The organism is Achromobacter sp. ACM01 (assembly GCF_014851745.1).
Classification (GTDB): Bacteria; Pseudomonadota; Gammaproteobacteria; order Burkholderiales; family Burkholderiaceae_B; genus Achromobacter; species Achromobacter aegrifaciens.
In genome coordinates, this window is sequence record NZ_JACVAF010000003.1 from 961392 (window position 1) to 984784 (window position 23393).

Consider the following 23393-nt stretch of genomic DNA (forward strand, 5'->3'; position numbering starts at 1 on the left):
TCGCCGGAATCGGTATTCACGAAGACTGCTCCTGGGATGGATAACGGGCAAGATTTTACGCGGGTTTCCACTTATGGACAAGGCTTTTGGCGCTAAATCGAGCCTGAATGCAAAAAAAAACGCGGGGCCCCAAGCCCCGCGCACTAAACGCCGTCAGACGTAGAAATGCCAGCCCAGATAGGCTGCGAACACGGCATACAGGCCCCCCACGGCCGACAACGCCGGCACGCTCATGGCCGAGCGGCGGAAACGGAGCCACAGCAGGCCGATCGACAGCATCGTGAACAGGCCTGCCGCGAGCAGGGGACCGTCCAGCAGCCAGGGCGTCATGAAGATACCCAGCGCGCTTGGGATGGTCGCCTGGATCATCATGGCGCCCGAAATATTGGCCAGCGCCAGCCGTTCCTTGCCCTGGCGCACCCAGATCAGCGCGTTCATGATTTCCGGCAGCTCGGTCGCCACCGGCGCCAGCAACAGCGCGGCCACATGAGGCGATGCGCCCATCGCCACGCCCAGCACCTCGATCTGGTTCACGAACACATGCGATGCCCCGGCGATCACGACCAGGGCCAGCACCGTCTGCGTGACTGCCCAGAACATGCTCGGATCCTCGTCGCGCGGGCGCAGCTTCAGCGGTTCGAGGTCCTCGCTGTCCAGGCTCTCCTCGTCGTTGCTGAGTTCGCGCTTGACGTAAAGGCCGTAGGTGGCCAGGAACAGGATGCCCAACCAGGGCTTCCAGGCAAAGGCCAGCAGGCCCAGGCCCACCTTGAAGATGAAGATGCCCATGAACCAGGCCTGGTCGCGGGCCAGCCGGCGCTGGTCCGCGTTGATACAGTCCGCCTGCGTGGCCCGCCCGCGGCGCGAGCGCCACAGAGCCAGGCCAACCACCGCATACGCCAGCGTCGCCAGCACCAGCGGGCCGCCCATGGCGGCGCCGACGCCTATGTCTTTTTGCTCGGGGGTCTCGCCAAACACGACAGCCATGAAGGTCACGGCACTTTCCGGCAAGGCCGTACCGAACGCGGCCAGCACGGTGCCGGTGGCGGTGGCGCCAAGCTGGAAGCGATGGCCGACCCATTCGACGCCGTTCACGAAGAACTCGCAGGCGAAGTAGATCACTGCCGCTGACAGGAAAAACAGGAACAGGGTGAGAAACATATGGGCGAGCCGGACGAGCAGAAACCAATTGGCGCGACGTCGCGGCTCGCCCGGCTGGGGTGAACGCAACGCGGCCAAAGGTCTCGCCTGGCTGATCCATGCGGCGGGTGCCGCCGTGCATGGATACCGCTACTAGCGCCATGGAGTTCTAGCGGCTGCTGCGCAGCGCTGAACCACCAAGTCTGTTGACGCTAGCTCCTTTGTGGGGACAAAGGATGGCTACTCCCCAATGACAGAGCGGCGATTGTAGCAGCTTGGCCTGCGCGGTCCAGCGAATTCAGTGCGCCCCTTGCGGGCTGTCGCAAGCAGGGGATGGCAGGTAAAGTAAACGGCATCCTCACCCTGCCGGGGTTCGCGCCCCAGTCCGCCATGAGCCTGCCTCCCGACGACATCGCCCCTTACGCCGCGCGGCGCCAACGCCTGATGGCGCAGATGCGCGCGGAGGGCGGCGGCATCGCCATACTGGCGACCGCCCCGGAAGCCACGCGCAACCGCGACGCGGAATATCCATACCGGCACGACAGCGACTTCTTCTACCTGACCGGCTTCACCGAACCCGGCGCCTGGCTGGTACTGACCGCCGGTGCGACCGACCGCGCCGTGCTCTTCTGCCGCCCCCGCCACATCGAACATGAAATATGGGAGGGCAAGCGCTTCGGCCCCGAGGCGGCTGCCGCGCATTTCGGCTTCGACGACGCCCATCCGCTCGATGCGCTGGACGAACTGATGCCTGCGCTGCTGCAGGACCATGCCACCTTGTACGCTCCACTGGCGGGCGACAAGCGCAGCGACGGGCGCCTGCACCGCTGGCTGGCCGCGGCGCGCGAGGCCGGCCGCGGCGGCCATGCGCCGCCTTCGCGCCAACAGGACATCCGGCCGCTGCTGGCCGAGATGCGGCTGATCAAGGACGCCACGGAAATCGCGGCCATGCGGCGCGCGGCCAAGATCTCCGCCGGCGCCCACGTGCGCGCCATGCGCGTCGCCCGCGCCGGCATGCGGGAGTACGAGATCGAGGCCGAACTGCTGTACGAGTTCCGCCGCCACGGCGCGCAATCGGTGGCCTACAACAGCATCGTGGCCACCGGCGCCAATGCCTGCGTGCTGCACTACCCGGCCGGCGAAGCCGTGTTGCGCGACGGCGACCTGGTGCTGATCGACGCAGGCTGCGAGGTCGACAGCTACGCCAGCGACATCACCCGGACATTCCCGGTGAACGGCCGCTACAGCGGTCCGCAGCGCGCGCTGTACGACCTGACGGTGGCCGCGCAGGATGCCGCCGCCCAGGCCACGGCGCCCGGCCGCAGCTTCAACGACGGCCATCAGGCCGCCCTGCGCGTGCTGGCGCAGGGCATGCTGGACCTGAAACTCTTGAAAGGCTCGCTGGACGGGGTGCTGGAATCCGGCGACTACAGCCGCTTCTACATGCACCGCACCGGCCACTGGCTGGGCTTGGACGTGCACGACGTGGGCGACTACCGCCAGCCCGGCCCGGCCCACGGCGCCGAACGCCCCTGGCGCAAGCTGGAACCGGGAATGATGCTGACGATCGAGCCCGGCATCTACGTGCGGCCCGCTGACGACGTGCCCGAGGCCTACTGGAACATCGGCATCCGCACCGAAGACGACGCGCTGGTCACGGACGAAGGCTGTGAACTCATCACCCGCGGCGTGCCGGTGCAGGCCGGCGAGATCGAAGCGCTGATGCGCGAGTAGGCTGGCGGCGCGCCAGAGCCGCGCTAAAAGACGTAGCCGTCGAGCCAGCCCATGGCGATCCAGGTGTAGACCACCACCATGGCGATGGCGAACATGGACACGATGGCGCCGACCAGGCAGGCCAGGATCGCAACCAGCACCGGCCCCCAGCCGGTCTGGGTCGGCCGGCCCAATCCGTCGTTGTAGAGGCGGTCGAATTTCTCGTCCGGCATCAACGAGAACACCGCGCTCTCGATGAACCCGTCGACCATGGGTATGAACACCAGGAAGAAGGCGGGGTTGTCGTACCAGACAGGGTAGAAGCTGACGGCACAGAACAGGCTGATCAGCGTGTACGCGGTCACCAGCCAGGCGTGGCGGCGCCCCAGATACCACCAATGCGCCCCCACCGCCCCGAACAGGCAGGCCAGCAGCCCGACCGCGACCTTGCCGCGCGGGCGGCGGGCGGAAGCTGCGGACAACGGGGATGAGGCCTGTAGCTGCGTCATGTCGATCGACCGAAAAGAGGACCACGGCGCCAAGACGCGCCGGCTGCTGCGGATTGTAGTGGACGGTTAGAATCCGGGCATGACTTCATCCGCCTTCGACATAGCGATTCTAGGCGCGGGCCCGGTGGGCCGCGTGCTGGCCCTGATGCTGGCGCGCGTGGCGCCCGACCCCGCGCGCATCGCGCTGCTTGCCGCCAGCGCGCCCGCCCCGGTCGCGCCGTCGGCGGCGGCGCCCGCCACAGATCCCCGCGTGCTGGCCATGAACCACGGCAGCCGGGTGCTGCTGGAGTCGCTGCATGCCTGGCCCGAACGCTCGGCCGACATCCGCAACATCCATGTGTCGCAACGCGGCCGGCTGGGCCGTACGCTGATCCAGAACACCGATTTCGGCGTGCCGCAGCTGGGCAGCGTGGTCGCCTATTCCGGCCTGCATGCCAAGCTGGACGAATGCGTGGCCGCCTGCGGCGTCACCGTGCTGCCGGGCCCGCCCGCCCGGATCGGCATGCAGGACGCGGACGGCGTGCGCATCGAACAAGGCGACACGACGCTGCTGTGCCGGGTGGCGGTGCAATCCGACGGCGCGGGCGCGGTCGACGTGCGCCGCGACTACGACCAGCACGCGGTGCTGACCACGGCGCACGCCACCCTGCCCCGCCGCGGCTGGGCCTGGGAGCGCTTCACCGCCGAGGGCCCGCTGGCGCTGCTGCCGCATCCGCAGACCCCGGACGCCTATTCGGTGGTCTGGTGCAGCGCGCCCGAGCGCGCGGCCGAACTGGCGGCGCTGGATAATGCCGCGTTTTCGCGGGCGCTGTCCGTCGCCTTCGGCGACCGCCTGGGACGGCTTTCCAGCCAGGCGCCCCGGCATGTCTTTCCGCTGGCGCTCAGCGCCCGCCGCGCCCAGGTGCACGGCCGCCTGGCGGCCATCGGCAATGCCGCGCAAACCCTGCATCCGGTCGCAGGCCAGGGCCTGAACCTGGGCCTGCGCGACGCAGCCCGCCTGGCCCAGACGCTGGCCGGCTGGCTGGCTCACCCGGAGGTCAATCCCGGCTCCGCCCTGGCGGAATTCGCCGGAGCGCGCCACGTGGACCGCTTCATCACCGCCGGCCTGACCGATCTGATGCCCCGCATCTTCTCGACCGGCCTGGCGCCGGTGGAGCACGCCTGTGGTCTGGCCTTATTGGGGATGGATCTGGCCTCTCCGCTGCGCGCGCCGCTGGCGCAGCATCTGCTGCAAGGTTTCCGCGCCTGAACTCTTCCTATCCGCCCCCGATAATGGGGGCGGTTGTCTGCTTTCGCCTTCCTTTGTTACGAATTGTTCTCCAGGTGACAAAGAGGGCGCGAACGAGCCGGTTAAAATGTGAGCATGCGCATAGGTCAATGGACCCTTCCCAACAACGTGCTGGTCGCGCCCATGGCGGGCGTGACGGACCGTCCTTTCCGCCAGCTTTGCAAGAAGCTGGGGGCGGGCTATGCCGTCTCGGAAATGGCCGCGAGCAACCCCAAGCTGTGGGATAGCGTCAAAACCTCCCGCCGCCTGAACCATGACGGCGAGATCGCCCCCATTTCGGTGCAGATTGCCGGCGCCGACCCTGCCATGATGGCGGAGGCGGCGGTGTTCAACGCCAGCAAGGGCGCCCGGATCATCGACATCAACATGGGCTGCCCGGTCAAGAAAGTCTGCAACGTGGCCTCCGGGTCGGCGCTCTTGCGCCATGAAGACCAGATCGCCCGCATCCTGGACGCGGTGGTATCCGCCTGCGCGCCGCTGGACGTGCCGGTGACCCTGAAGACCCGCACGGGCTGGGACCGCGAAAGCCGCAATGCCCTGCGGGTGGCGAAAATGGCCGAAAACGCCGGCATCGCCGCCCTGACCCTGCATGGCCGCACCCGCGCCGACCTCTATACGGGCGAGGCGGAATATGACACTATCCGCGCCGTCAAGGCCGAGCTGAAAATCCCCGTTGTCGCCAACGGAGATATCACTACGCCCGAAAAAGCCCGGCACGTCCTGGATTACACTGGCGCCGACGCGGTCATGATCGGCCGGGCGGCCCAAGGCCGTCCCTGGATTTTCCGCGAAATCGACCACTACCTGCGCACGGGCGAAACACTGGCCCCTCCCTCCTATGGGGAAATGCGCGAGCTGCTGCTCGAACATCTCGACGACCATTACCGGTTTTACGGCGAGCACACCGGCGTACGCACGGCGCGCAAGCACATAGGCTGGTATCTGGACGGCCTGCCGGGGGCGGATTCGTTCTGCGCCCGCATGAATCTGATCGACAACACCCGCGACCAGTGGCGGGCCGTGTCGGACTGGTTCGACCTCATCTCGCGCGACGGCGGATCCCATCCGGCGCCGGTCGCAGAAGCCCTGCTGGCGGCATAACCGCCTCAACACCAACATAAAAATATCTGTACTCAAATGAGCAAGAAAGATGTCCTGGAAGAATGCGTGCGCGCCAGCCTGGAGCGCTATTTCGAAGACTTGGGCGAATCCGAACCCCACGACATGTGGGACATGGTGATGCGCTGCGTGGAGCGCCCGGTGCTTGAAGTGGCGTTGGAAAGGTCGGGCGGCAACCAGTCGCGGGCATCCGAAATGCTGGGCATCACCCGCAACACCCTGCGCAAGAAGTTGCTGGCGCACAATATCCAGGTATAGCTTTCGCGCGCGGGCGGCAGGCGCATCGCGCCGCCCGCTCCCCCAGATTTCCCATCCGACCTGAACGAGAAAGGCGCTCCCGCCCCACTCCGTCCCTCACCATGAAAATCGAAACCGCCCTGCTTTCGGTGTCCGACAAGACCGGCATCGTTGAATTTGCCCGCGCCCTGGCTGCGCGCGGCGTGCGCCTGCTGTCCACCGGCGGCACCGCCAAGCTGCTGGCCGACTCCGGCCTGACCGTCACCGAAGTGGCGGCCCACACGGGTTCGCCCGAAATTCTCGATGGCCGCGTCAAGACGCTGCACCCGAAAATCCACGGCGGCCTGCTGGCGCGCCGCGACAGCGCCGAGCACATGGACACCATCAAGGCGGCAGGCATCGACCGCATCGACATGCTGGTGGTCAACCTGTACCCGTTCCGCGAAACCGTTGCCAAGCCGGACTGCACCTTCGCCGACGCCGTCGAGAACATCGACATCGGCGGCCCGGCCATGCTGCGCGCGGCGGCCAAGAACCACGGCACCGAAGCCGGCGGCGTGACGGTGGTGATCGACCCCGTCGACTATTCGCGCGTGCTGGCCGAAATGGACAAGGGCGGCAACACCTCCTACGGCCTGCGCCTGGCGCTGGCCTCCAAGGTCTACGCCCACACCGCCGCCTACGACGGCGCCATCGCCGCCTACCTGACCAGCCTGGCCGAAGCCGAGCCCAAGCAGGAAGCCGTGCCGCCCCGCAATGAATGGCCCGGCACCCTGACCCTGCAGGTCAAGCAGGAACAGGCCCTGCGTTATGGCGAGAACCCGCACCAGACCGCCGCCTTCTACGTGGACGCGCAGCGTCCGGCTGGCCTGCTGGGCAACTACCGCCAGCTGCAGGGCAAGGAACTGTCCTACAACAACATTGCGGACGCGGACGCCGCCTGGGAATGCGCGCGCAGCTTCGAAGCGCCCGCCTGCGTCATCGTCAAGCACGCCAACCCCTGCGGCGTGGCCGTCGCGGCCGACACGCTGGGCGCCTACCAGCAAGCCTTCAAGACCGACCCGACCTCGGCCTTCGGCGGCATCATCGCCTTCAACCGCCCGGTCGACGCCGCCACGGCCGAAGCCGTGAGCGCGCAGTTCCTGGAAGTGCTGCTGGCTCCCGCCTATGACGGCGCCGCGCTGGCCATCCTGGCCGCCAAGAAGAACGTGCGCGTGCTGGAAGTGCCGATGGGCACGGGCCAGAACGCCTTCGACATCAAGCGCGTGGGCGGCGGCTGGCTGGTGCAGAGCCCGGACGCCTACAACGTGCCGCGCGACGCGCTCAAGGTGGTCAGCAAGCGCCAGCCCACCGAAGCCGAAATGAACGACCTGGCATTCGCCTGGAAGGTCGCCAAGTACGTCAAGTCCAACGCCATCGTGTTCGTGGGCGGCGGCATGACCCTGGGCGTGGGCGCCGGCCAGATGAGCCGCATCGACTCGGCCCGCATCGCCTCGATCAAGGCGGAAAACGCCGGTCTGACCCTGAAGGGCTCGGCCGTGGCGTCGGACGCCTTCTTCCCGTTCCGCGACGGCCTGGACGTGGTGGTGGCCGCGGGCGCAACCTGCGTGATCCAGCCGGGCGGCAGCGTGCGCGACGACGAAGTGATTGCCGCAGCCGACGAGCACGGCATCGCCATGGTGCTGACCGGCACCCGCCACTTCCGCCACTGATGCGCGTCCTCGGCATCGATCCCGGCCTGCGCCGCACCGGCTTCGGTGTGATCGATGCCGACGGCCCGCGGCTGCGCTATGTGGCCAGCGGGACCATCGTGGTCCCGCCGGCGCTGGCGCTGTCCGAACGCCTCAAGGTCATCCTGGACAATCTGCGCCAGGTGGCTCGCGACACGCAACCCGACGTGGCCGCGCTGGAAATCATCTTCCTGAACACCAACCCCGCTTCCACCCTGCTGCTGGGCCAGGCGCGCGGCGCCGCGCTGTGCGCGCTGGCCGACAGTTCGCTGCCCGTGCACGAGTACACCGCGCTGCAGATCAAGAAAGCCGTGGTCGGCACCGGCCGCGCCGCCAAGGAGCAGGTGCAGATGATGGTGCAGCACCTGCTGTCGCTGGACGGCGCGCCCGCGCCCGACTCGGCCGACGCGCTGGCCTGTGCCATCTGCCATGCCCATGCCGGCCCGCTGCAGGACAAGCTCGAACGCCTGGGCGCCTCGCTGCGCATGAGCGGCAAGACCCGCATCCGCAACGGCCGCCTGATCGGCTGAACGCCTGGCACGCCGCGATTTGCCGCGAAGCGGGACCCGTTCCCGCCGCATGCGCGCCCGCGCGTATAGAATCCCCGCATCCGCCGCGCATTCAGCGGCCTCACCATTGCCAGGCCACCATTACCATGATCGGACGCATCACCGGAACCCTGATCGAGAAACTCCCGCCCACCATCTGTGTGGACGTGGGCGGTCTGGGCTATGACATCGACGTGCCCATGAGCACGCTGTACTCGCTGCCCGACACGGGCGCGCGCGTCACGCTCTACACGCACCTGACGGTGCGCGAAGACGCCCACATCCTGTACGGCTTCGCTTCGGCAGGCGAACGCAGCGCTTTCCGCGAACTGATCAAGGTCAGCGGCATCGGCGCGCGCACCGCGCTGTCGGTGCTGTCGGGGTTGTCGGTGGCTGACCTGGCGCAGGCCATTACGCTGCAGGAATCGGGCCGCCTGACGCGCGTGCCCGGCATCGGCAAGAAGACCGCCGAACGCCTGCTGCTGGAAATGCGGGGCAAACTGGGCGCGGACATCGGCGCCTCGCCGCACGCGGCGCCGGACAACCAGTCGGACATCCTGAACGCGCTGCTGGCGCTGGGCTATTCAGAAAAGGAATCGCTGTCGGCGCTGAAGACGCTGCCCGAAGGCGTGGGCGTGTCCGACGGCATCAAGCAGGCATTGAAAGCACTGGTGCGCTGAAACCGGCTTACAGGTAGCGCGGCGCCACGGCTTCCAGGCCCGTCGGCACCACGTGCAGTTCGGGCGCGATCGGCCCGCTGCAGATGTTGTCGCGGCGCAAGGAATCCAGATTGTCGCGCGACATCAAAGGCGTGCCCGGCATGCATTCGAACAGCCGGGCCTGCATGCGGCCCACGCCCATCGGCATGCTGACCACCGGCCGCGGATGGCCGCTCCAGGCGGCGCACAGGCGCGCGATCTCGCCCAGGCTGTAGACCTGGGGTCCGCCCAGTTCATAGGTCTTGCCGCAGGTGTGCGTATTGCCCAGGGCCGAGACGATGGCAGCGACCACGTCGCCCACGTAGACCGGCTGCATGCGCACATGCGCGCCGGCCAGCGGCAGCACCGGCAGCCACCGCGCCAGCCCGGCGAACATATTGGTGAACTTGTCGTCCGGACCGAAGACCACCGAGGGCCGGAAGATGGTCCAGCCGCCGTCCTGATTGCCCTGGAATTCCTGCTTGATGGCGGCTTCGCCGTCGCCCTTGGAGCGCTGGTACATGCTGTCGCCGTTGGAATCGGCGCCCAGCGCGCTGATGTGGATGAGCCTGCGCACGCCCTGCCGGCGACAAGCTTGCGCGATGCGCTGCGGCAGCAGCACGTGGGCCCGCGCGAATTCCGAGCCATAAGGCCGGCCGGCGTTGCCGTGCAGAATGCCCACCAGGTTGATGACCGCGTCGCAGCCCTGCGCCAGGCCGTCCAGCGTGGCGTCGTCGTGCACGTCGGCTTCGAGCAAGGTCACGGTGGGAAGAATCTGCAGGTCGCGCCCGCGGCTGTGGAGCCGGGTGGGCACGACGATCTGATGCTGATCCGCGGATAGCCGCGCTACCAGATGACGGCCTATGAAACCGGTGCCGCCGATGACAAGGATACGCATGTCGCAGCCCCTGTTCGTCAGGATTCAGTCCCGATTCTGCCTTGCACACGCGACAACCGCAAGCGCGCGGCGGCGGCCCGCAAGGGGGCCGCCAGAAGGGGCTCAGCCCGCCAGCAGCTTGGCGTAGGCCGGAAGGTCGACGTTGCCGCCGCTGATGATGACGCCGACCCGCGCACCGCGCACCGGCACCACGTTCTGCATGACGGCGGCCGCGCCCAGGCAGCCGGTGGGCTCCACCACCATCTTCATGCGTTCGGCGAAGAACCGCATGGTGGTGACCAGCTGTTCGTCCGTCACCGTGACGATGTCGCGCACATGCTTCTGGATGAGCGGGAAGGTCAGGTTGCCCAGGTGCGTCGTGGCGGCGCCATCGGCCAGGGTCTTGGGCGCCGGGATGCGGACGATTTCGCCTTTGCGCAAGGACTGCTGGCCGTCGTTGCCAGCCTCGGGCTCGACGCCGTAGACCAGGCAGCGCGGGCTCAGCGCGTAGGCGGAAAGGGCCGATCCCGACAGCAGGCCGCCGCCGCCCAGGCAGACGAACAGGTAGTCCAGCTCGCCCACTTCCTCGAACAGTTCCTTGGCGGCGGTGCCCTGGCCGGCGATCACGTCTTCGTGATCGTAGGGAGGGATCAGGGTGGCGCCGGTTTCCGCATGGATGCGGCGGGCGATCGCCTCGCGGTCCTCGGTGTAGCGGTCATAGGTGACGATCTTGCCGCCATAGCCCTCGGTGGCGGCGCGCTTGGCGGCCGGGGCGTCCAACGGCATGATGATGGTGGCCTGCACCCCTTGCAGCTTGGAGGCCAGTGCGATGGCCTGCGCGTGGTTGCCCGACGAAAACGTGACCACGCCGGCGGCGCGCTGTTCCGGGGTCAGGCGGGCGATGGCGTTGTAGCCGCCGCGGAACTTGAAAGCGCCCATGCGCTGGAAGTTCTCGCACTTGAAGAAGACCGACGCGCCGCTGATCGCATCGGCGGTAGCCGAGGTCAGTACGGGCGTGCGGTGCGCGTTGCCGGCCAGGCGCTCGCTGGCGCGCACGACGTCGTCATAGGTGGGCAATTCGGGCTGCATGGGCTTGGGTCCTTTGATCGCGGAGAATAATCAAAACCTCCGGATGATAAACCCGCGGCCGGCTTCGGGCGCCCTCCGGCGCCCGGGCACGGTCCGGTTTGCCCGCAGCCTACTTCCCGAAAAGATCGCCGGAGCCCGCCGTGGCGCCGGCGGGCGGGGTCAGCCCCAGGTGGCGCCAGGTGGTCAGCGTGGCGGTGCGGCCGCGCGGCGTGCGCTGCAGGTAGCCATGCTGGATCAGATAGGGCTCGATCACGTCCTCGATGGTGTCGCGCTCTTCGCCGATGGCGGCGGCCAGGCTGTCCACGCCGACGGGACCGCCGTCGAACTTGTGGATGATGGCCTCGAGCAGCTTGCGGTCCATCAGGTCCAGGCCTTGCGGGTCCACCTCCAGCATGGCCAGCGCGCGGCCCGCGACGTCCGCATCGATGGTGCCGCCCGCCTTGACCTCGGCATAATCGCGCACCCGGCGCAACAGCCGGTTGGCGATGCGGGGCGTGCCGCGGGCGCGGCGCGCGACTTCCGCCGCGCCGTCCGGCGTGATGCCGGCGTTCAAGAGGCCGGCGCTGCGCGTGACGATGTGGCCGAGATCGGCGGCGTTGTAGAACTCCAGCCGCGACACGATGCCGAAGCGGTCGCGCAGGGGGTTGGTCAGCATGCCGGCGCGGGTGGTGGCGCCGACCAGGGTGAAGGGCTGCAGGTCCAGCTTCACGCTGCGCGCGGCCGGGCCTTCGCCGATCAGGATGTCGATCTGGAAGTCCTCCAGCGCCGGATAGAGGATTTCCTCGACCACGGGCGACAAGCGGTGGATTTCGTCGATGAACAGGACGTCGTTCTTTTCCAGGTTGGTCAAGAGCGCCGCCAGGTCGCCCGGGCGTTCCAGCACCGGACCGGAGGTCTGGCGCAGCTGCACCCCCATTTCATGCGCAATGATGTGGGCCAGCGTGGTTTTGCCCAGGCCCGGGGGACCGAACAGCAGCACGTGATCCAGGGCCTCGCCGCGCTTCCTGGCTGCGGCGATGAAGATCTCCAGCTGTTCCCGGGCGCGCTGCTGGCCGACGTACTCGTCCAGCGCCTTGGGCCGCAGGGCGCGTTCGATCGACTCCTCGTTGGGCGAGACCGGCTGCGGCGCCACGATACGGGGGGCGTCGGGACGGGAGGAAAGCGAATCGGACTGGATGGCCATGGTGCGGAAACGACAAAATGCTGAGCAGGATGCATCGTACCGTAGCGCGACCCGCCCAGGGGGGAAGCGAGCGCCCTTGCGGGCGCCCCTAGGGCGTCTCGGACAGCGGCAGCTTGACCCGCACGCACAGCCCGCCAGACTCCGCCTCAAGCAGCTCCAGCGAGCCGCCATGGGCCCGTGCGATGGCCTCGGCCAGCGCCAGCCCCAGGCCCACGCTGCCGGTGCGCGTGCGCGCGTCGTCCAGGCGGCTGAACGGGCGCAGCGCTTCCTGGCGCCGTTCCGGCACGATGCCGGAGCCATGGTCGGCCACGTCCAGCACCGCGTGGCGTCCCTCATGCCTCAGACTGACCTGGACCGGCGGCGCGCCGTGGTTCAGCGCATTGCCGATCAGGTTGTCCAGCAGGCGGCCCAGCGCCACGGCGTCCGCCTGCACCACCAGGGTCGCGACGTCGTCGCCGGCCCGCAGGCTGATATCGGTGCCGGCGCCCTGCCAGGCGCCCACGCGCTCGGTCAGCCAGTCGGACAGCAGCATCGAGGCGTAGCGGTAGGCGGCCGGGTCGGTGCCGCGCACGAAGCCGATGAACTGGTCGACCATGTGCTGCATGTCCTGCAGGTCCGCGCGCAGCCCCTCCTTCAGCTTGGAGTCGTCGGCCAGCTCGATGCGCAGCCACATCCGCGACAAGGGACCCTTCAGGTCATGCGGCAGGCCCGACAGCAGCGTGCGGCGCACCGAATCGGATTCGGACAGCGCATCCAGCATGGCGTTGAAGCGTTCTCCCAATACCCGAGTTTCGTGAGGGCCCGAGGGCTCGACCCGTTGCGGCTGCCCTGCCGCCAACCGGTCGGCCGCGTCGGCCAGCCGGGTGATAGGACGCGTGATGTGCCAGGAAAAACCCACCGCCAGCAACAGCAGCAGCCCCAGGCCGCCCAGCCAGGCGGCGATGAACGGCGTCGCGACCGGCGGATCCAGGCGGTCCAGCGGGATGACCAGCCATTCGCGCAGGCGCGGCGCGTCCTCGCTGGCGGGGTTGGGCGCCAGCGAAATGAAGATCTCCGGCGTGGGTCCGCGCGACAGCGCCACGCGCGTGCCGTCGTTCAAACGTTCATTGAGCTGCTGCACCAGCACCCGCAGGTCGCGGCGGATGTCATCCGGTTCAGGCTGATAGCGGCGGCTGTGTTCTTCGCGGTCGCGATCGCGCGCGCGCTCGCCTTCCCTGGCGCTGGCGCGTTCATCGCCATGCTCCTCGTCGCGCACTTCCGGGGGGGGCGGCGCCGGCGGGCCGTGTATCTGCATGTCCGCGGGCGGCGGAGGCGGCGGCTTCGGGGCGGCCTTCGGCGGCGGGCGGCGGCCATTGAAGCGTTGCAGCTTAGCCTCGGCGGGCAGCACCCGCGACCACAGGCGCCACTGGTTCTGCGAGGCGGCGCGCACGAAGTCGGCGCGTTCCTCCGCCGGCACCTGCGACACCGCGGCGCGCAAGGTGCGGATGGTGGTGACGATGTAGCCGATGGCCACGTCTTCCATGAACTTGTGCCGGAAGTACGACACCGTCACCAGCGTGGCCGCCTGCGTCAGCAGGACCGAGCCCAGGATCAGCAGGATGAGCCTTGCCCGCAGCGAACGCGGCACCAGGAAGCCAGGAGAAAAGCGCATCAGGGCGAAAACCGGTAGCCAATGCCCCAGACGGTCTGGATCCAGCGCGGCTGCTTGGGATCGTCTTCGATGACCCGGCGCAGGCGCAGGATGGCGATGTCGATGGCGCGGTCATTGCGTTCGCCCGCGTCGTCGTCGCGCGCCAGCGCCAGCAGGCGTTCGCGCGACAGCGGCTTGCCCGCGTTGCGCACCAGCGCCTCCAGCAGATTGATTTCGCCGCCGGTCAGCTTGACCACCGTGCCTTCGCGCGACAGCTGGCGGGTGGAGGGATCGAACACGAAGGGACCGAACGAGACCGGCGCGTCCTTGGTCAGCGCGGACGGACCGCGCTTGCGGCGCAGCACGGCTTCGATGCGGGCCAGCAGCTCGCGCGGATCGAACGGCTTGCCGACGTAGTCGTCGGCGCCGGCCTCCAGGCCGATGATGCGGTCCACCGCCTCGTCACGCGCGGTCAGCAGGATGACGGGAATGTCCTCGCCCTGCTCGCGCAGGCGGCGGCAGGCGTCTGCGCCGTCGCCGCCGGGCAGCATGCGGTCCAGCACCAGCAGGTCGGGCGCGTAGCGGGTGATGCGGGACGACAGGTCGGTGGCGTCCGGCGCCAGCAGGGTGTCGTAGCCGTGCCGGTTCAGGTAGTCGGCCAGCAATTGCCGTAGGGCCGGATCGTCGTCGACGACCAGCAGCTTGGTGTGTGGATTGTCCATGGATGCCATAGTGCGGCCCGCCGCTACAAGCCGCAAGAGGCGGGAAATCAACTGAAATATACCTGTTGCACGATGTTGAGCGCGTTTACCAGCGCTTTCCCGCCACGGCGCAGCGCCCGATGCGGACTGGCCCTAAAATGGAACCCGGCCCGCCTTCTGTCCGCTTTGCTAAAAAACGTTTACAGGCAAGGCAGCGCTCCCTTTCTACACTGTGCCTATGGTCGCCCCTGCATTCCTCTGGCGAAAACCCTTGTTGCGCGCCGCGCTGGTCGCGGCCTCTGCCTGCCCGATCGCCCCGGCCCTGGGCGATCCGCTTGCGGCGTCCCCCTATATGCCCGCTCCGCCCTCTGCGCGCGGCATCGGCATACTGTCCCCGGTTCAACCCATGCCCGTGCGCCCCGCAGCCTCGATGGCGTCGCGCGCGGTGCCGCTGGATCCGTCCCCTTGCGACATGCAGACCATGGAGCCGGCGCTGGACACCAGCGTACACAGCACGGGCGACACGGACCTGATCCCCGGCACCGGACTGGGACTGTCCGGCGATGCCCAGCCCGCGCCGGTTCCGCAGGATTGCACCGTGCTCGCGACGCCCGAAGACCCTGCGCCGGACTACTCGCTCACCCTCCAGGATGGCGACCTGCCCCGCATACCCGTGGTCATGATCTCTGGCGTGTCGCGCGCTTCCCGGCCCTGGTTCGCCTCCGCCAGCAGCCAGGATGGCCTGCGCTACGGCGGCAACCGCAACTGGGTCTACCGCAATACCTCGGGCCCCTCCGTCGCCGTCGGCAACATCGACGCCAGGGCGCCCGCCTGGGGCAGCGGCGCGCCGGTGGGCGGGCTGCAGATCTCGAACTGGGCCGGATCCGGCGCCACGGCCCCGGAAGGCAGCTTCGGCTATTCCTCGTCGCTGGGCCGCCTGAACCGCATGGACCCGGCCGCCAGTTCCGGGGCCGTGGACTACGGCGACCCGGTAGGCAGCGGCAGCGTGCGCTACGGCCTTACGCCGGCGCTGACCGTGGAGGGCCAGATGCAAAGCGCGCCGTCGCTGACGACGCGCGGCATGGGTACCACCTACGCCGCGGGCGACTATGGAACCTTCCGCGCCGGGGCCACGCAAAGCACCTTCGACGCGGCCAGCGCGTGGCGTTATCGCTTCGACTACAACGTGGCCGTGGCCGACGCCGTCAACCTGGGCTATTCCAACGAGCAGGTCGGCGCGGGCTACGGCGACCTGTCCAGCTACTCGGGCGGCGGGGTTTCGGCGGCGCACACCCGCAACACGCTTTCCGCCGGCGTCCCCATCACCGGCTGGGGCGTGCTCAGCGGCACCTATTCGGGGTTGCGGGAAGGCTCCGAGCTGGCCGAACAGCGCGTGGGCCTGTCGCACAGCATGTTCGTCGCGCCCAAGGTCAAGCTGGCCGTGGGCGCGGACCGCGACATCATTTCCGGCAACTACGAATGGCGCGCCAACCTCAGCATGCCCGTCGATACCTTCATGCGCGGCACCTGGCTGAGCTGGTAGGCAGACCGCGGTCAGGACAGAAATCTCCCTGCCGGAAAAGGTCCGGCGGAATTGCGGCTTAAAATCCCTGCCATGATGCTCCCGGCCTACCCCCATGTCTGACGCGCGCGCCCTCGGCGTGTTGCAGCGCGTTTTCGGTTACGAATCCTTCCGCGGCGACCAGCAAGCCATTGTCGAACAGGTGATCGACGGCGGCGACGCGCTGGTCCTCATGCCCACGGGCGGCGGCAAGTCGCTCTGTTACCAGATTCCGTCCCTGGTCCGTGAAGGCACCGGCATCGTCGTGTCGCCCCTGATCGCGCTGATGCAGGACCAGGTCGACGCCCTGACCGAACTGGGCGTGCGCGCGGCCTTCCTCAACTCCACGCAGGAGTGGCGGGTGGCCCGCGACGTCGAGCAGGCCTTCCTGGCCGGCGAGCTGGACCTGCTGTACGTGGCGCCCGAACGCCTGCTGACCGACCGCTGCCTGCAATTGCTGGAACGCGGCCGCATCGCGCTGTTCGCCATCGACGAGGCCCACTGCGTGTCCCAGTGGGGCCACGACTTCCGCCCTGAATACCTGGGCCTGTCGATGCTGCACGAGCGCTGGCCCGACGTGCCGCGCATCGCGCTCACCGCGACCGCCACCGCCGACACCCGCCGCGAAATCGCCCAGCGCCTGTCGCTGGACGATGCGCGCCACTTCGTTTCCAGCTTCGACCGCCCCAACATCCGCTACCGCATCATCGAAAAGAACGAGGTGCGCAAGCAATTGCTGGAAATGATCCAGACCGATCATGAAGGCGAATCGGGCGTGGTCTATTGCCTGTCGCGCGCCCGCGTGGAAGAGACCGCGGAGTTCCTGTGCAACCAGGGCATCGACGCCATGCCCTATCACGCCGGCCTCAGCGCGCAGGTGCGCGCCGCCAACCAGGCGCGCTTCCTGCGCGAGGACGCCGTGGTCATGGTGGCCACCATCGCCTTCGGCATGGGCATCGACAAGCCCGACGTGCGCTTCGTGGCGCACATCGACCTGCCCAAGTCCGTGGAAGGCTATTACCAGGAAACCGGCCGTGCCGGCCGCGACGGCCTGCCTGCCACGGCCTGGCTGGCCTATGGCCTGCAGGACGTGGTGCAGCAGCGCCGCATGATCGACGAATCGCCGGGCGAAGAGTCCTACCGCCGCCGCCTGGGCCAGCAGCTGGACGCCATGCTGGGGCTGTGCGAAACGGTGGAATGCCGGCGCGTGCGTCTGCTGGCCTACTTCGGCCAGCAGATCACGGCCTGCGGCAATTGCGACGTCTGCCTGGAACCGCCGCAGGCCTGGGACGGCACGGTCGCGGCGCAGAAGGTGCTGTCCGCCGTCTACCGCCTGTGGAAGGAACGCGGCCAGCGCTATGGCGCCGGCCACATCATCGACATCCTGCGCGGCAAGGTCACCGACCGCACCAAGCAGCACGGCCACGAAACGCTGAGCGTATTCGGCGTGGGCGCGGACCTGAGCGACACCGCCTGGCGCGGCGTGCTGCGCCAATTGCTGGCGCAAGGCCTGCTGACGGTGGACCACGAAGGCTACGGCACGCTGGCCCTGACCGAAGGCAGCCGCGCCGTGCTCAAGGGCGAACGCCAATTGATGCTGCGCCGGGAATCCGAAAAGAAACCGCGCTCGGGCAAGAGCGGCAGCGGCCGCCCCAAGGCGGCAGCCATCGACCTGCCGGCCGAACTGCAACCTGTATTCGAGGCCCTGCGCGCCTGGCGCGGCGAAGTGGCCAAGAGCCACGGGGTGCCGGCCTACGTCATCTTCCACGACGCGACCCTGCGCGAAATCGCCCTGGCCCAGCCCGAATCCATGGACGAGCTGAGCCACATCAGCGGCGTGGGCGCCCGCAAGCTGGAAGCCTACGGCGAAGAAATCCTGCAGCGGGTAGCGAAGCCGGTCTTGTGACGACGGCTCCGGCCGGACTTCCCGGCCGGATCAGCTCGGCGGCGGCAGCAGCGGCACCGGGGCGCGTTCCTTGCCGAACACCGAGCGGTACGCCAGGATATTGAACACCAGCACCACCGGTATGCCCACCACCGCTCCGGCCAGCACCAGACGCATCGAACCCAGCGCGCCCGCGCCGTCCCACAGCGTCATGTCGTCCAGGATCAGGTAGGGGAACAGGCTGTAGGCCAGGCCGCTGAGCATCAGCAGGAACAGCGCCACGCACAGCACGAACGGCAGCCAGCTGAAACGGTCGGCCTTGCCCGGCAACCGCGCCAGCAGCATTTCGGCTGCGACGAAACCCGCCAGCATCAGCACCCAGACCGTCGCCGCCAGGCTCAGGTGGGCGATGTTGCTCCATTTGTAGAAGATACCCGCGTTGGCCAGACCCAGCGTGACCGCGATGGCCACCATGCCCACCGCCGTCCAGCGGATGGCGTGGCGGGCCCAGTTGGCGGCGCGGCGCTGCAGATCGCCGTCCACCCGCATGACCAGCCAGGACGCGCCCAGCAGCACATAGGCCGCCACCGCGCACAGGCCGACGAACATGGAGAACCAGCCGTAGCCGGCATCGGACTGGTAGCCGGTGGCGATGCGGCCCAGCAGCATGCCCTGGCCGAAAGCGGTGATCAGCGACCCCGCCCAGAAGCCGAAGATCCAGCGCGGCTTCATTTCGTTGCGCGCGCGGATGCGGAACTCGAACGAGACGCTGCGCAGCACCACGCCCAGCACCATGCAGGTGAGCGGTCCGTAGAGCTTGCCCAGCACCGCGCCCCAGGCGAACGGGAACGCCGCCGCGAACAGGCCCATGCCCAGCAGCAGCCAGAACTCATTGGCGTCGCGCCACGGGCTCAGCAGGCTCATCATGCGGCCGCGCTCGTGTTCCGGCGCCAGTTGCAGCAGGATGCCCACGCCCAGGTCGAAACCGTCCAGCACCATGCCCGCGGCAATCACCACGAACAGCAGCGCCATGAAGGCCAGCGGCATCCAGAAAGAGGGATCGTCGGGGTTGAGGCCCTGGGAGGCGGCCAGCATGGCGATCATGGCGTACCTCCAGCCAGTTTGCGCACGGGCACGACGCCATAGCGCGCCGCGTGGAACAGCATGCCGACGAACGCCGCAAGCAGCAGCAGGTACAGCACGCCATAGCCGATCAATCCGTACAGCACGGTGCTGGAGGCCACGATGCCCAGCACCTCGGACTGCGTGACGGTGCCATTCACCGCGAACGGCTGCAAGCCCAGGATGGATACCCACCACCCGGCCACGACGGCGATGGCGCCGGAGAACATCATGCCGCACAGCACCCGCTGCCACCACGGCGGCAGCGTGGACGGGTCCAGCCCGCGCCGGAACGTCCACAGGAAGGTCACGCAGGCCACGGCCAGCATCAGCAAGCCCAGCCCTGCCGCCACGCGCAACGACCAGAAGGTCAGCGCCACCGGCGGCAACATGCCCGAATACTTGTCCAGGCCGCGGTAGGTGCCGTCCTGGTTGCGGTGCAGCCACATCCCACCCATGTTGCGCAGGGTCACGTCGGCAACGTTGGTATGGGCGCGTGCATCGGGCCAGGCGAACAGCACCAGTTGCGGCTCTGCACCGCTTTCCCAATAGCCCGCGGCGGCAGCGGCCTTGGCGGGCTGCAGCTTGGCAATCATCTGCCCGGCGCCGGTCGCGACCGGCAACTGCATGAAAGCCCCCACCACGGCGACCACCAGCGCGGTCTTGAACGCGTTGCGCTCGCCGTCGCCCAGCGGACGCCGCAGGGCCTGCAGCGCCGTCACGCCCATCATCAGGAACGCGGCGGCCAGCGCCGCGCCCACCATCACCACCGCCATGCGCCAGCCCACGGAGGGATTCAGCACCACGGCCATCCAGTCATAGACCTGATAGCGTCCATCGACCAGCAGCGCGCCGTCCGGCGTCTGCATCCAGGATTGCAGCGCGAGCACCCAGAACACCGCCACCAGCTGCCCCACCGCCACCATCAGCACGGCCAGCGTGTGGGCGCCGTCCGACACACGGCGTTGGCCGAACAGCATGACGCCCAGGAAACAGGATTTGAGGATGAAGACCGAGAGAATGGCGTAGCCAAGCAAGGGGCCTGCCACGTTGCCGATCTTGTCCATCAGGCCGGCCCACAGGCTGCCCAGCTGGATCAGCACCGGCACGCTGGCCGCCAGCGTCAGCACGAAGGCCAGGGCGAATATCCGCACCCAGAAGCGGTACGCGGCGGTCCAGCCGCCCTGGCCGGACCAGCGCGCCCTGATCTTGAAGAACAGCAGTACCCAGGCGAGCGCCAGGGAGAAGGCCAGGAAAAACGCCAGAAAGCTCAGGCTGGCCACGAACTGCGTGCGGGCCAGGGATAACGTGGATATGTCCATGATGGCCCGTAGTGTAGAGCCAGTTACATGACTGTGGGGACAGTTTGAAACCGGTTGCACCGGCAGCAAAAAGGCCCCGCCTGCGGAACGTGGCAAAATTGACTCTTTGTCGCTGCTTTTTCCTATTCTTTCAAGAATGACCTCCGCCACGACGCCGACCCCTGCCGCATCAAATTTCCTGCTCAACATCGTTCAAGACGACCTCGAAGCCCAGCGCTTCGCAGGCAAGCGTTGGGCGGGCAAGCCTGGCCCGGCGGCCTTGCAACAACAAGGCGGACTGGATTCGGCCCGCATCCGCACGCGCTTCCCGCCGGAGCCCAACGGCTACCTGCACCTCGGCCACGCCAAGAGCATCTGCGTGAACTTCGGGCTGGCCCGCGATTTCGGCGGCGTCTGCCATCTGCGCTTTGACGACACCAATCCGGAAAAGGAAGACCAGGAATACGTCGACGCCATCATCGAGGCCGTGCACTGGCTGGGCTTCGACTGGAAGGCCGACGGCAATGACAACCTGTACTTCGCCAGCGACTACTTCGGCTACATGTACGAGTTCGCCGAGGCCTTGGTCGAGGCCGGCCACGCCTACGTCGACGAGCAAAGCCCCGAAGAAATCCGCGCCAACCGCGGCACGCTGACCGAACCCGGCACCGACTCGCCCTGGCGCAACCGCCCGGCCGCCGAGTCGCTGACGCTGCTGCGCGAAATGCGCGACGGCAAGCATCCGGACGGCAGCCTGGTGCTGCGCGCGAAGATCAACATGGCTTCGCCCAACATCAACCTGCGCGACCCGGTCATGTACCGCGTGCGCCACGCCCACCATCACCGCACCGGCGACCAGTGGTGCATCTACCCGATGTACAGCTGGGCGCACCCGGTCGAAGACGCGCTGGAAGGCATCACGCACAGCGTCTGCACGCTGGAATTCGAAGACCAGCGTCCGTTCTACGATTGGATCCTGGCGCGCCTGGCCGAACTCGGCAAGCTGGCGCAGCCGCTGCCCCACCAGTACGAATTCGCACGCCTGAACGTGAGCTACGTCGTCACCAGCAAGCGCAAGCTGCTGCAACTGGTGCGCGAAGGCCACGTGGACGGCTGGGACGATCCCCGCATGCCGACCATCTTCGGCCTGCGCCGGCGCGGCTACACGCCCTCCTCGATCCGCCTGTTCTGCGACCGCACCGCCGTGTCCAAGTCCGACTCGCGCATCGACTACAGCCTGCTGGAGCAGGCAGTGCGCGACGACCTGGACCCGGTCGCCCCGCGCTCGGTGGCCGTGCTGGACCCGCTCAAGCTGGTCATCACCAACTACCCGGAAGGCCAGACCGAGATCTGCACCGCGCCGCGCAACCCGCACGATCCCGAAGCCGGCGTGCGCGAGTTCCCGCTGTCGCGCGAACTCTGGATCGAACGCGACGACTTCCGCGAAGAAGCGCCCAAGAAGTACTTCCGCCTGTTCCCGGGCAATACCGTGCGCCTGAAATACGGCTACGTGGTGCGCTGCACCGGCTTCACCAAGAACGAAGCCGGCGAGGTCATCGAGGTCCAGGCTGAATACCTGCCGGAAACCAAGAGCGGCACGCCGGGCGCCGACAGCGTCAAGGTCAAGGGCAACATCACCTGGGTCAGCGCGGCCCATGCGGTGCCCGCCCAGATCCACCTGTACGACCGCCTGTTCGCCGACGCGCGTCCGGACGGCGGCGACAAGGATTTCCTGGCCTGCCTGAACCCGAACTCCAAGCTGACCGTCACGGCCTGGCTGGAGCCGGGCACCGTCGCCACGCCGGGCGCCACCTGGCAGTTCGAACGCCTGGGCTACTTCACGGCCGACCTGAAGGAATCCAGCCCCGAAGCGCCGGTGCTCAACCGCATCGTGACCCTGCGCGACTCCTGGGCGCAAGGCTGACGCGCCGCGCGCGCATTGCCGGAAATAGGCGCCGAAAGGCGCCTTTTTCTTTGGGTCCGCCCCCTGCGCATGCGGCCCCTGGGCGGGTTATCATCCCCCGAACCCCGCAGCCGGTCGAGCCCGCCGTTTCCCGGCCCCAAGACCGCCAGCCACAATCAAGATGAACACTGAATCCCTAGCCCTGGACTTCAAAAGCGCCACCCTCTATGCCATCCGGGTGGTCCTGCACAGCGCCGACCCCGAACGCCTGAACGCCGCCCTGGCCAAGCGCATGGCCGATGCCGGCAGCTTCTTCGAAAACGAACCCGTGGTCGTCGACGCCAGCCGCGTCGAGGAAAAAATCGATTGGACCGCCCTGGTGGCGGCATTGCGCGGCCATAACCTGCCTCCCATCGGCGTGGTCGCCGAAGGCGCCAATCTGGAATCCGCGCGCGCGGCGGGCCTCACTCCGGTTGAACTGTCCACGCCCGCGGCCCGACCCGCGCCAGTGATCGACACCGCGCCGCCCAACGACGTCTCCACGCCGGTGCCTTCTGTGCCGGCCGCCGCGATCGAAACCGCGGCAGCTCCCACCGAAGCAGCCGCCGAACCGGAAGCGCCCGCCGACAAACCCGCGGGCGAACCGCTGCCCGCGCGCGCAGCCAGCAACACCACCTCGGCCTCCAGTCCCACGCCCGCCGCGCCGCACTCGTCATCGGCGCTGGTCATTACCAAGCCGCTGCGTTCCGGCCAGCGCGTCTACGCGCGCCACACGGACCTGGTGGTGATCGGCATGGTGAGCCAGGGCGCCGAAGTCATTGCCGACGGCAACATCCACGTCTACGGCCCGTTGCGCGGCAAGGCCATGGCCGGCGCACGCGGCGATACCTCCGCGCGCATTTTCACGACCCACCTGGACGCCGAGCTGCTGGCCGTGGCCGGCGTGTACCGCGTGGTCGAGGACAAGCTGGACCGCACGCTGCAGAACCAGCCCGCGCTGGTCCGCCTGGACGGCGACACGCTGCGCATCGAAGCCCTCAAGGCTTGATATCCGGAATCTGGCCGCCAGCGGCGGCCAATGCGCACGCGCAGACACCCGCGCAAATTTCAACACATCCTGTAAGAAGCCTTACAAGGGCTTTTTGCTTTACGATAACGCGAT

20 protein-coding genes and 1 riboswitch are annotated in these 23393 nt (G+C 68.0%); of the genes, 11 read left to right on the forward strand and 9 right to left on the reverse strand.

Annotated elements, in window-relative coordinates:
* Positions 1 to 153 precede the first annotated feature (153 nt).
* Positions 154 to 1158, reverse strand: a complete 1005-nt coding sequence (locus tag IB268_RS19230; protein WP_192354646.1) for a sodium:calcium antiporter — start codon at positions 1156 to 1158, stop codon at positions 154 to 156.
* Between the two features lie 7 nt (positions 1159 to 1165).
* A riboswitch (yybP-ykoY riboswitch) is annotated at positions 1166 to 1398 on the reverse strand.
* Positions 1399 to 1527: 129 nt separating this feature from the next.
* Between IB268_RS19230 and IB268_RS19235 the strand changes: the two genes are divergently transcribed.
* Complete coding sequence (locus IB268_RS19235) at positions 1528 to 2871, forward strand: aminopeptidase P N-terminal domain-containing protein (RefSeq protein ID WP_054457325.1); 1344 nt, start codon at positions 1528 to 1530, stop codon at positions 2869 to 2871.
* Between the two features lie 23 nt (positions 2872 to 2894).
* Here the strand turns inward: IB268_RS19235 and IB268_RS19240 are convergent, their stop codons facing one another.
* Entirely contained in the window at positions 2895 to 3359 is a 465-nt protein-coding gene (locus IB268_RS19240) for a hypothetical protein (protein ID WP_054457327.1), read from the reverse strand.
* Between the two features lie 79 nt (positions 3360 to 3438).
* Between IB268_RS19240 and IB268_RS19245 the strand changes: the two genes are divergently transcribed.
* The 6 genes from IB268_RS19245 to ruvA all read left to right on the forward strand — a co-directional run bounded on the left by IB268_RS19245 (position 3439) and on the right by ruvA (position 8961).
* The gene (locus IB268_RS19245; RefSeq protein ID WP_175213835.1) at positions 3439 to 4608 is read left to right on the forward strand and encodes a UbiH/UbiF/VisC/COQ6 family ubiquinone biosynthesis hydroxylase; all 1170 of its coding nucleotides are present in this window, start codon (positions 3439 to 3441) and stop codon (positions 4606 to 4608) included.
* A 114-nt stretch (positions 4609 to 4722) separates the two neighbouring features.
* The gene (gene dusB, locus IB268_RS19250) at positions 4723 to 5748 is read left to right on the forward strand and encodes a tRNA dihydrouridine synthase DusB (RefSeq protein WP_054457331.1); all 1026 of its coding nucleotides are present in this window, start codon (positions 4723 to 4725) and stop codon (positions 5746 to 5748) included.
* Positions 5749 to 5784: 36 nt separating this feature from the next.
* Complete coding sequence (locus IB268_RS19255) at positions 5785 to 6024, forward strand: helix-turn-helix domain-containing protein (protein WP_006217670.1); 240 nt, start codon at positions 5785 to 5787, stop codon at positions 6022 to 6024.
* A gap of 101 nt (positions 6025 to 6125) precedes the next feature.
* Positions 6126 to 7715, forward strand: coding sequence for a bifunctional phosphoribosylaminoimidazolecarboxamide formyltransferase/IMP cyclohydrolase (gene purH, locus IB268_RS19260; RefSeq protein WP_192354647.1), 1590 nt, complete (start codon positions 6126 to 6128; stop codon positions 7713 to 7715).
* Complete coding sequence (gene ruvC, locus IB268_RS19265; RefSeq protein WP_054457336.1) at positions 7715 to 8263, forward strand: crossover junction endodeoxyribonuclease RuvC; 549 nt, start codon at positions 7715 to 7717, stop codon at positions 8261 to 8263. Before purH ends, ruvC begins: the two co-directional genes overlap by 1 nt.
* 125 nt (positions 8264 to 8388) lie before the next feature.
* Positions 8389 to 8961, forward strand: a complete 573-nt coding sequence (gene ruvA, locus IB268_RS19270) for a Holliday junction branch migration protein RuvA (protein WP_013391723.1) — start codon at positions 8389 to 8391, stop codon at positions 8959 to 8961.
* Between the two features lie 7 nt (positions 8962 to 8968).
* Here the strand turns inward: ruvA and IB268_RS19275 are convergent, their stop codons facing one another.
* The 5 genes from IB268_RS19275 to IB268_RS19295 form a co-directional block, all read right to left on the reverse strand.
* Positions 8969 to 9877, reverse strand: a complete 909-nt coding sequence (locus IB268_RS19275; RefSeq protein ID WP_175181127.1) for a complex I NDUFA9 subunit family protein — start codon at positions 9875 to 9877, stop codon at positions 8969 to 8971.
* 102 nt (positions 9878 to 9979) lie between these two features.
* Positions 9980 to 10945, reverse strand: coding sequence for a threo-3-hydroxy-L-aspartate ammonia-lyase (locus IB268_RS19280; RefSeq protein WP_054457340.1), 966 nt, complete (start codon positions 10943 to 10945; stop codon positions 9980 to 9982).
* Between the two features lie 109 nt (positions 10946 to 11054).
* On the reverse strand, positions 11055 to 12128 hold the full coding sequence (ruvB, locus tag IB268_RS19285; RefSeq protein ID WP_054457342.1) for a Holliday junction branch migration DNA helicase RuvB: 1074 nt from the start codon (positions 12126 to 12128) through the stop codon (positions 11055 to 11057).
* A gap of 88 nt (positions 12129 to 12216) precedes the next feature.
* Positions 12217 to 13779, reverse strand: coding sequence for an ATP-binding protein (locus IB268_RS19290; protein WP_054457343.1), 1563 nt, complete (start codon positions 13777 to 13779; stop codon positions 12217 to 12219).
* Positions 13779 to 14480: a response regulator gene (locus tag IB268_RS19295; protein ID WP_054457345.1), complete on the reverse strand. Its 702-nt coding sequence runs from the start codon at positions 14478 to 14480 to the stop codon at positions 13779 to 13781. Before IB268_RS19295 ends, IB268_RS19290 begins: the two co-directional genes overlap by 1 nt.
* A gap of 217 nt (positions 14481 to 14697) precedes the next feature.
* Between IB268_RS19295 and IB268_RS19300 the strand changes: the two genes are divergently transcribed.
* Together IB268_RS19300 and recQ are read left to right on the forward strand one after the other, a co-directional pair.
* The gene (locus tag IB268_RS19300) at positions 14698 to 16002 is read left to right on the forward strand and encodes a hypothetical protein (RefSeq protein ID WP_054457347.1); all 1305 of its coding nucleotides are present in this window, start codon (positions 14698 to 14700) and stop codon (positions 16000 to 16002) included.
* A gap of 94 nt (positions 16003 to 16096) precedes the next feature.
* Positions 16097 to 17926 (forward strand): DNA helicase RecQ, encoded by a 1830-nt coding sequence (gene recQ, locus IB268_RS19305; protein ID WP_054457350.1) that lies wholly within the window; start codon positions 16097 to 16099, stop codon positions 17924 to 17926.
* Positions 17927 to 17956: 30 nt separating this feature from the next.
* Here recQ and IB268_RS19310 read toward each other — a convergent pair whose 3' ends face one another.
* Both IB268_RS19310 and IB268_RS19315 read right to left on the reverse strand, forming a co-directional pair.
* Positions 17957 to 19009 (reverse strand): cytochrome d ubiquinol oxidase subunit II, encoded by a 1053-nt coding sequence (locus IB268_RS19310; RefSeq protein ID WP_054457351.1) that lies wholly within the window; start codon positions 19007 to 19009, stop codon positions 17957 to 17959.
* On the reverse strand, positions 19006 to 20349 hold the full coding sequence (locus tag IB268_RS19315; RefSeq protein WP_054457356.1) for a cytochrome ubiquinol oxidase subunit I: 1344 nt from the start codon (positions 20347 to 20349) through the stop codon (positions 19006 to 19008). Before IB268_RS19315 ends, IB268_RS19310 begins: the two co-directional genes overlap by 4 nt.
* A 136-nt stretch (positions 20350 to 20485) precedes the next feature.
* Here IB268_RS19315 and IB268_RS19320 point away from each other — a divergent pair, with 136 nt between their 5' ends.
* The gene (locus IB268_RS19320; protein ID WP_054457358.1) at positions 20486 to 22252 is read left to right on the forward strand and encodes a glutamine--tRNA ligase/YqeY domain fusion protein; all 1767 of its coding nucleotides are present in this window, start codon (positions 20486 to 20488) and stop codon (positions 22250 to 22252) included.
* Between the two features lie 160 nt (positions 22253 to 22412).
* Positions 22413 to 23279, forward strand: coding sequence for a septum site-determining protein MinC (gene minC, locus IB268_RS19325; RefSeq protein ID WP_054457360.1), 867 nt, complete (start codon positions 22413 to 22415; stop codon positions 23277 to 23279).
* Positions 23280 to 23393: the final 114 nt, after the last annotated feature.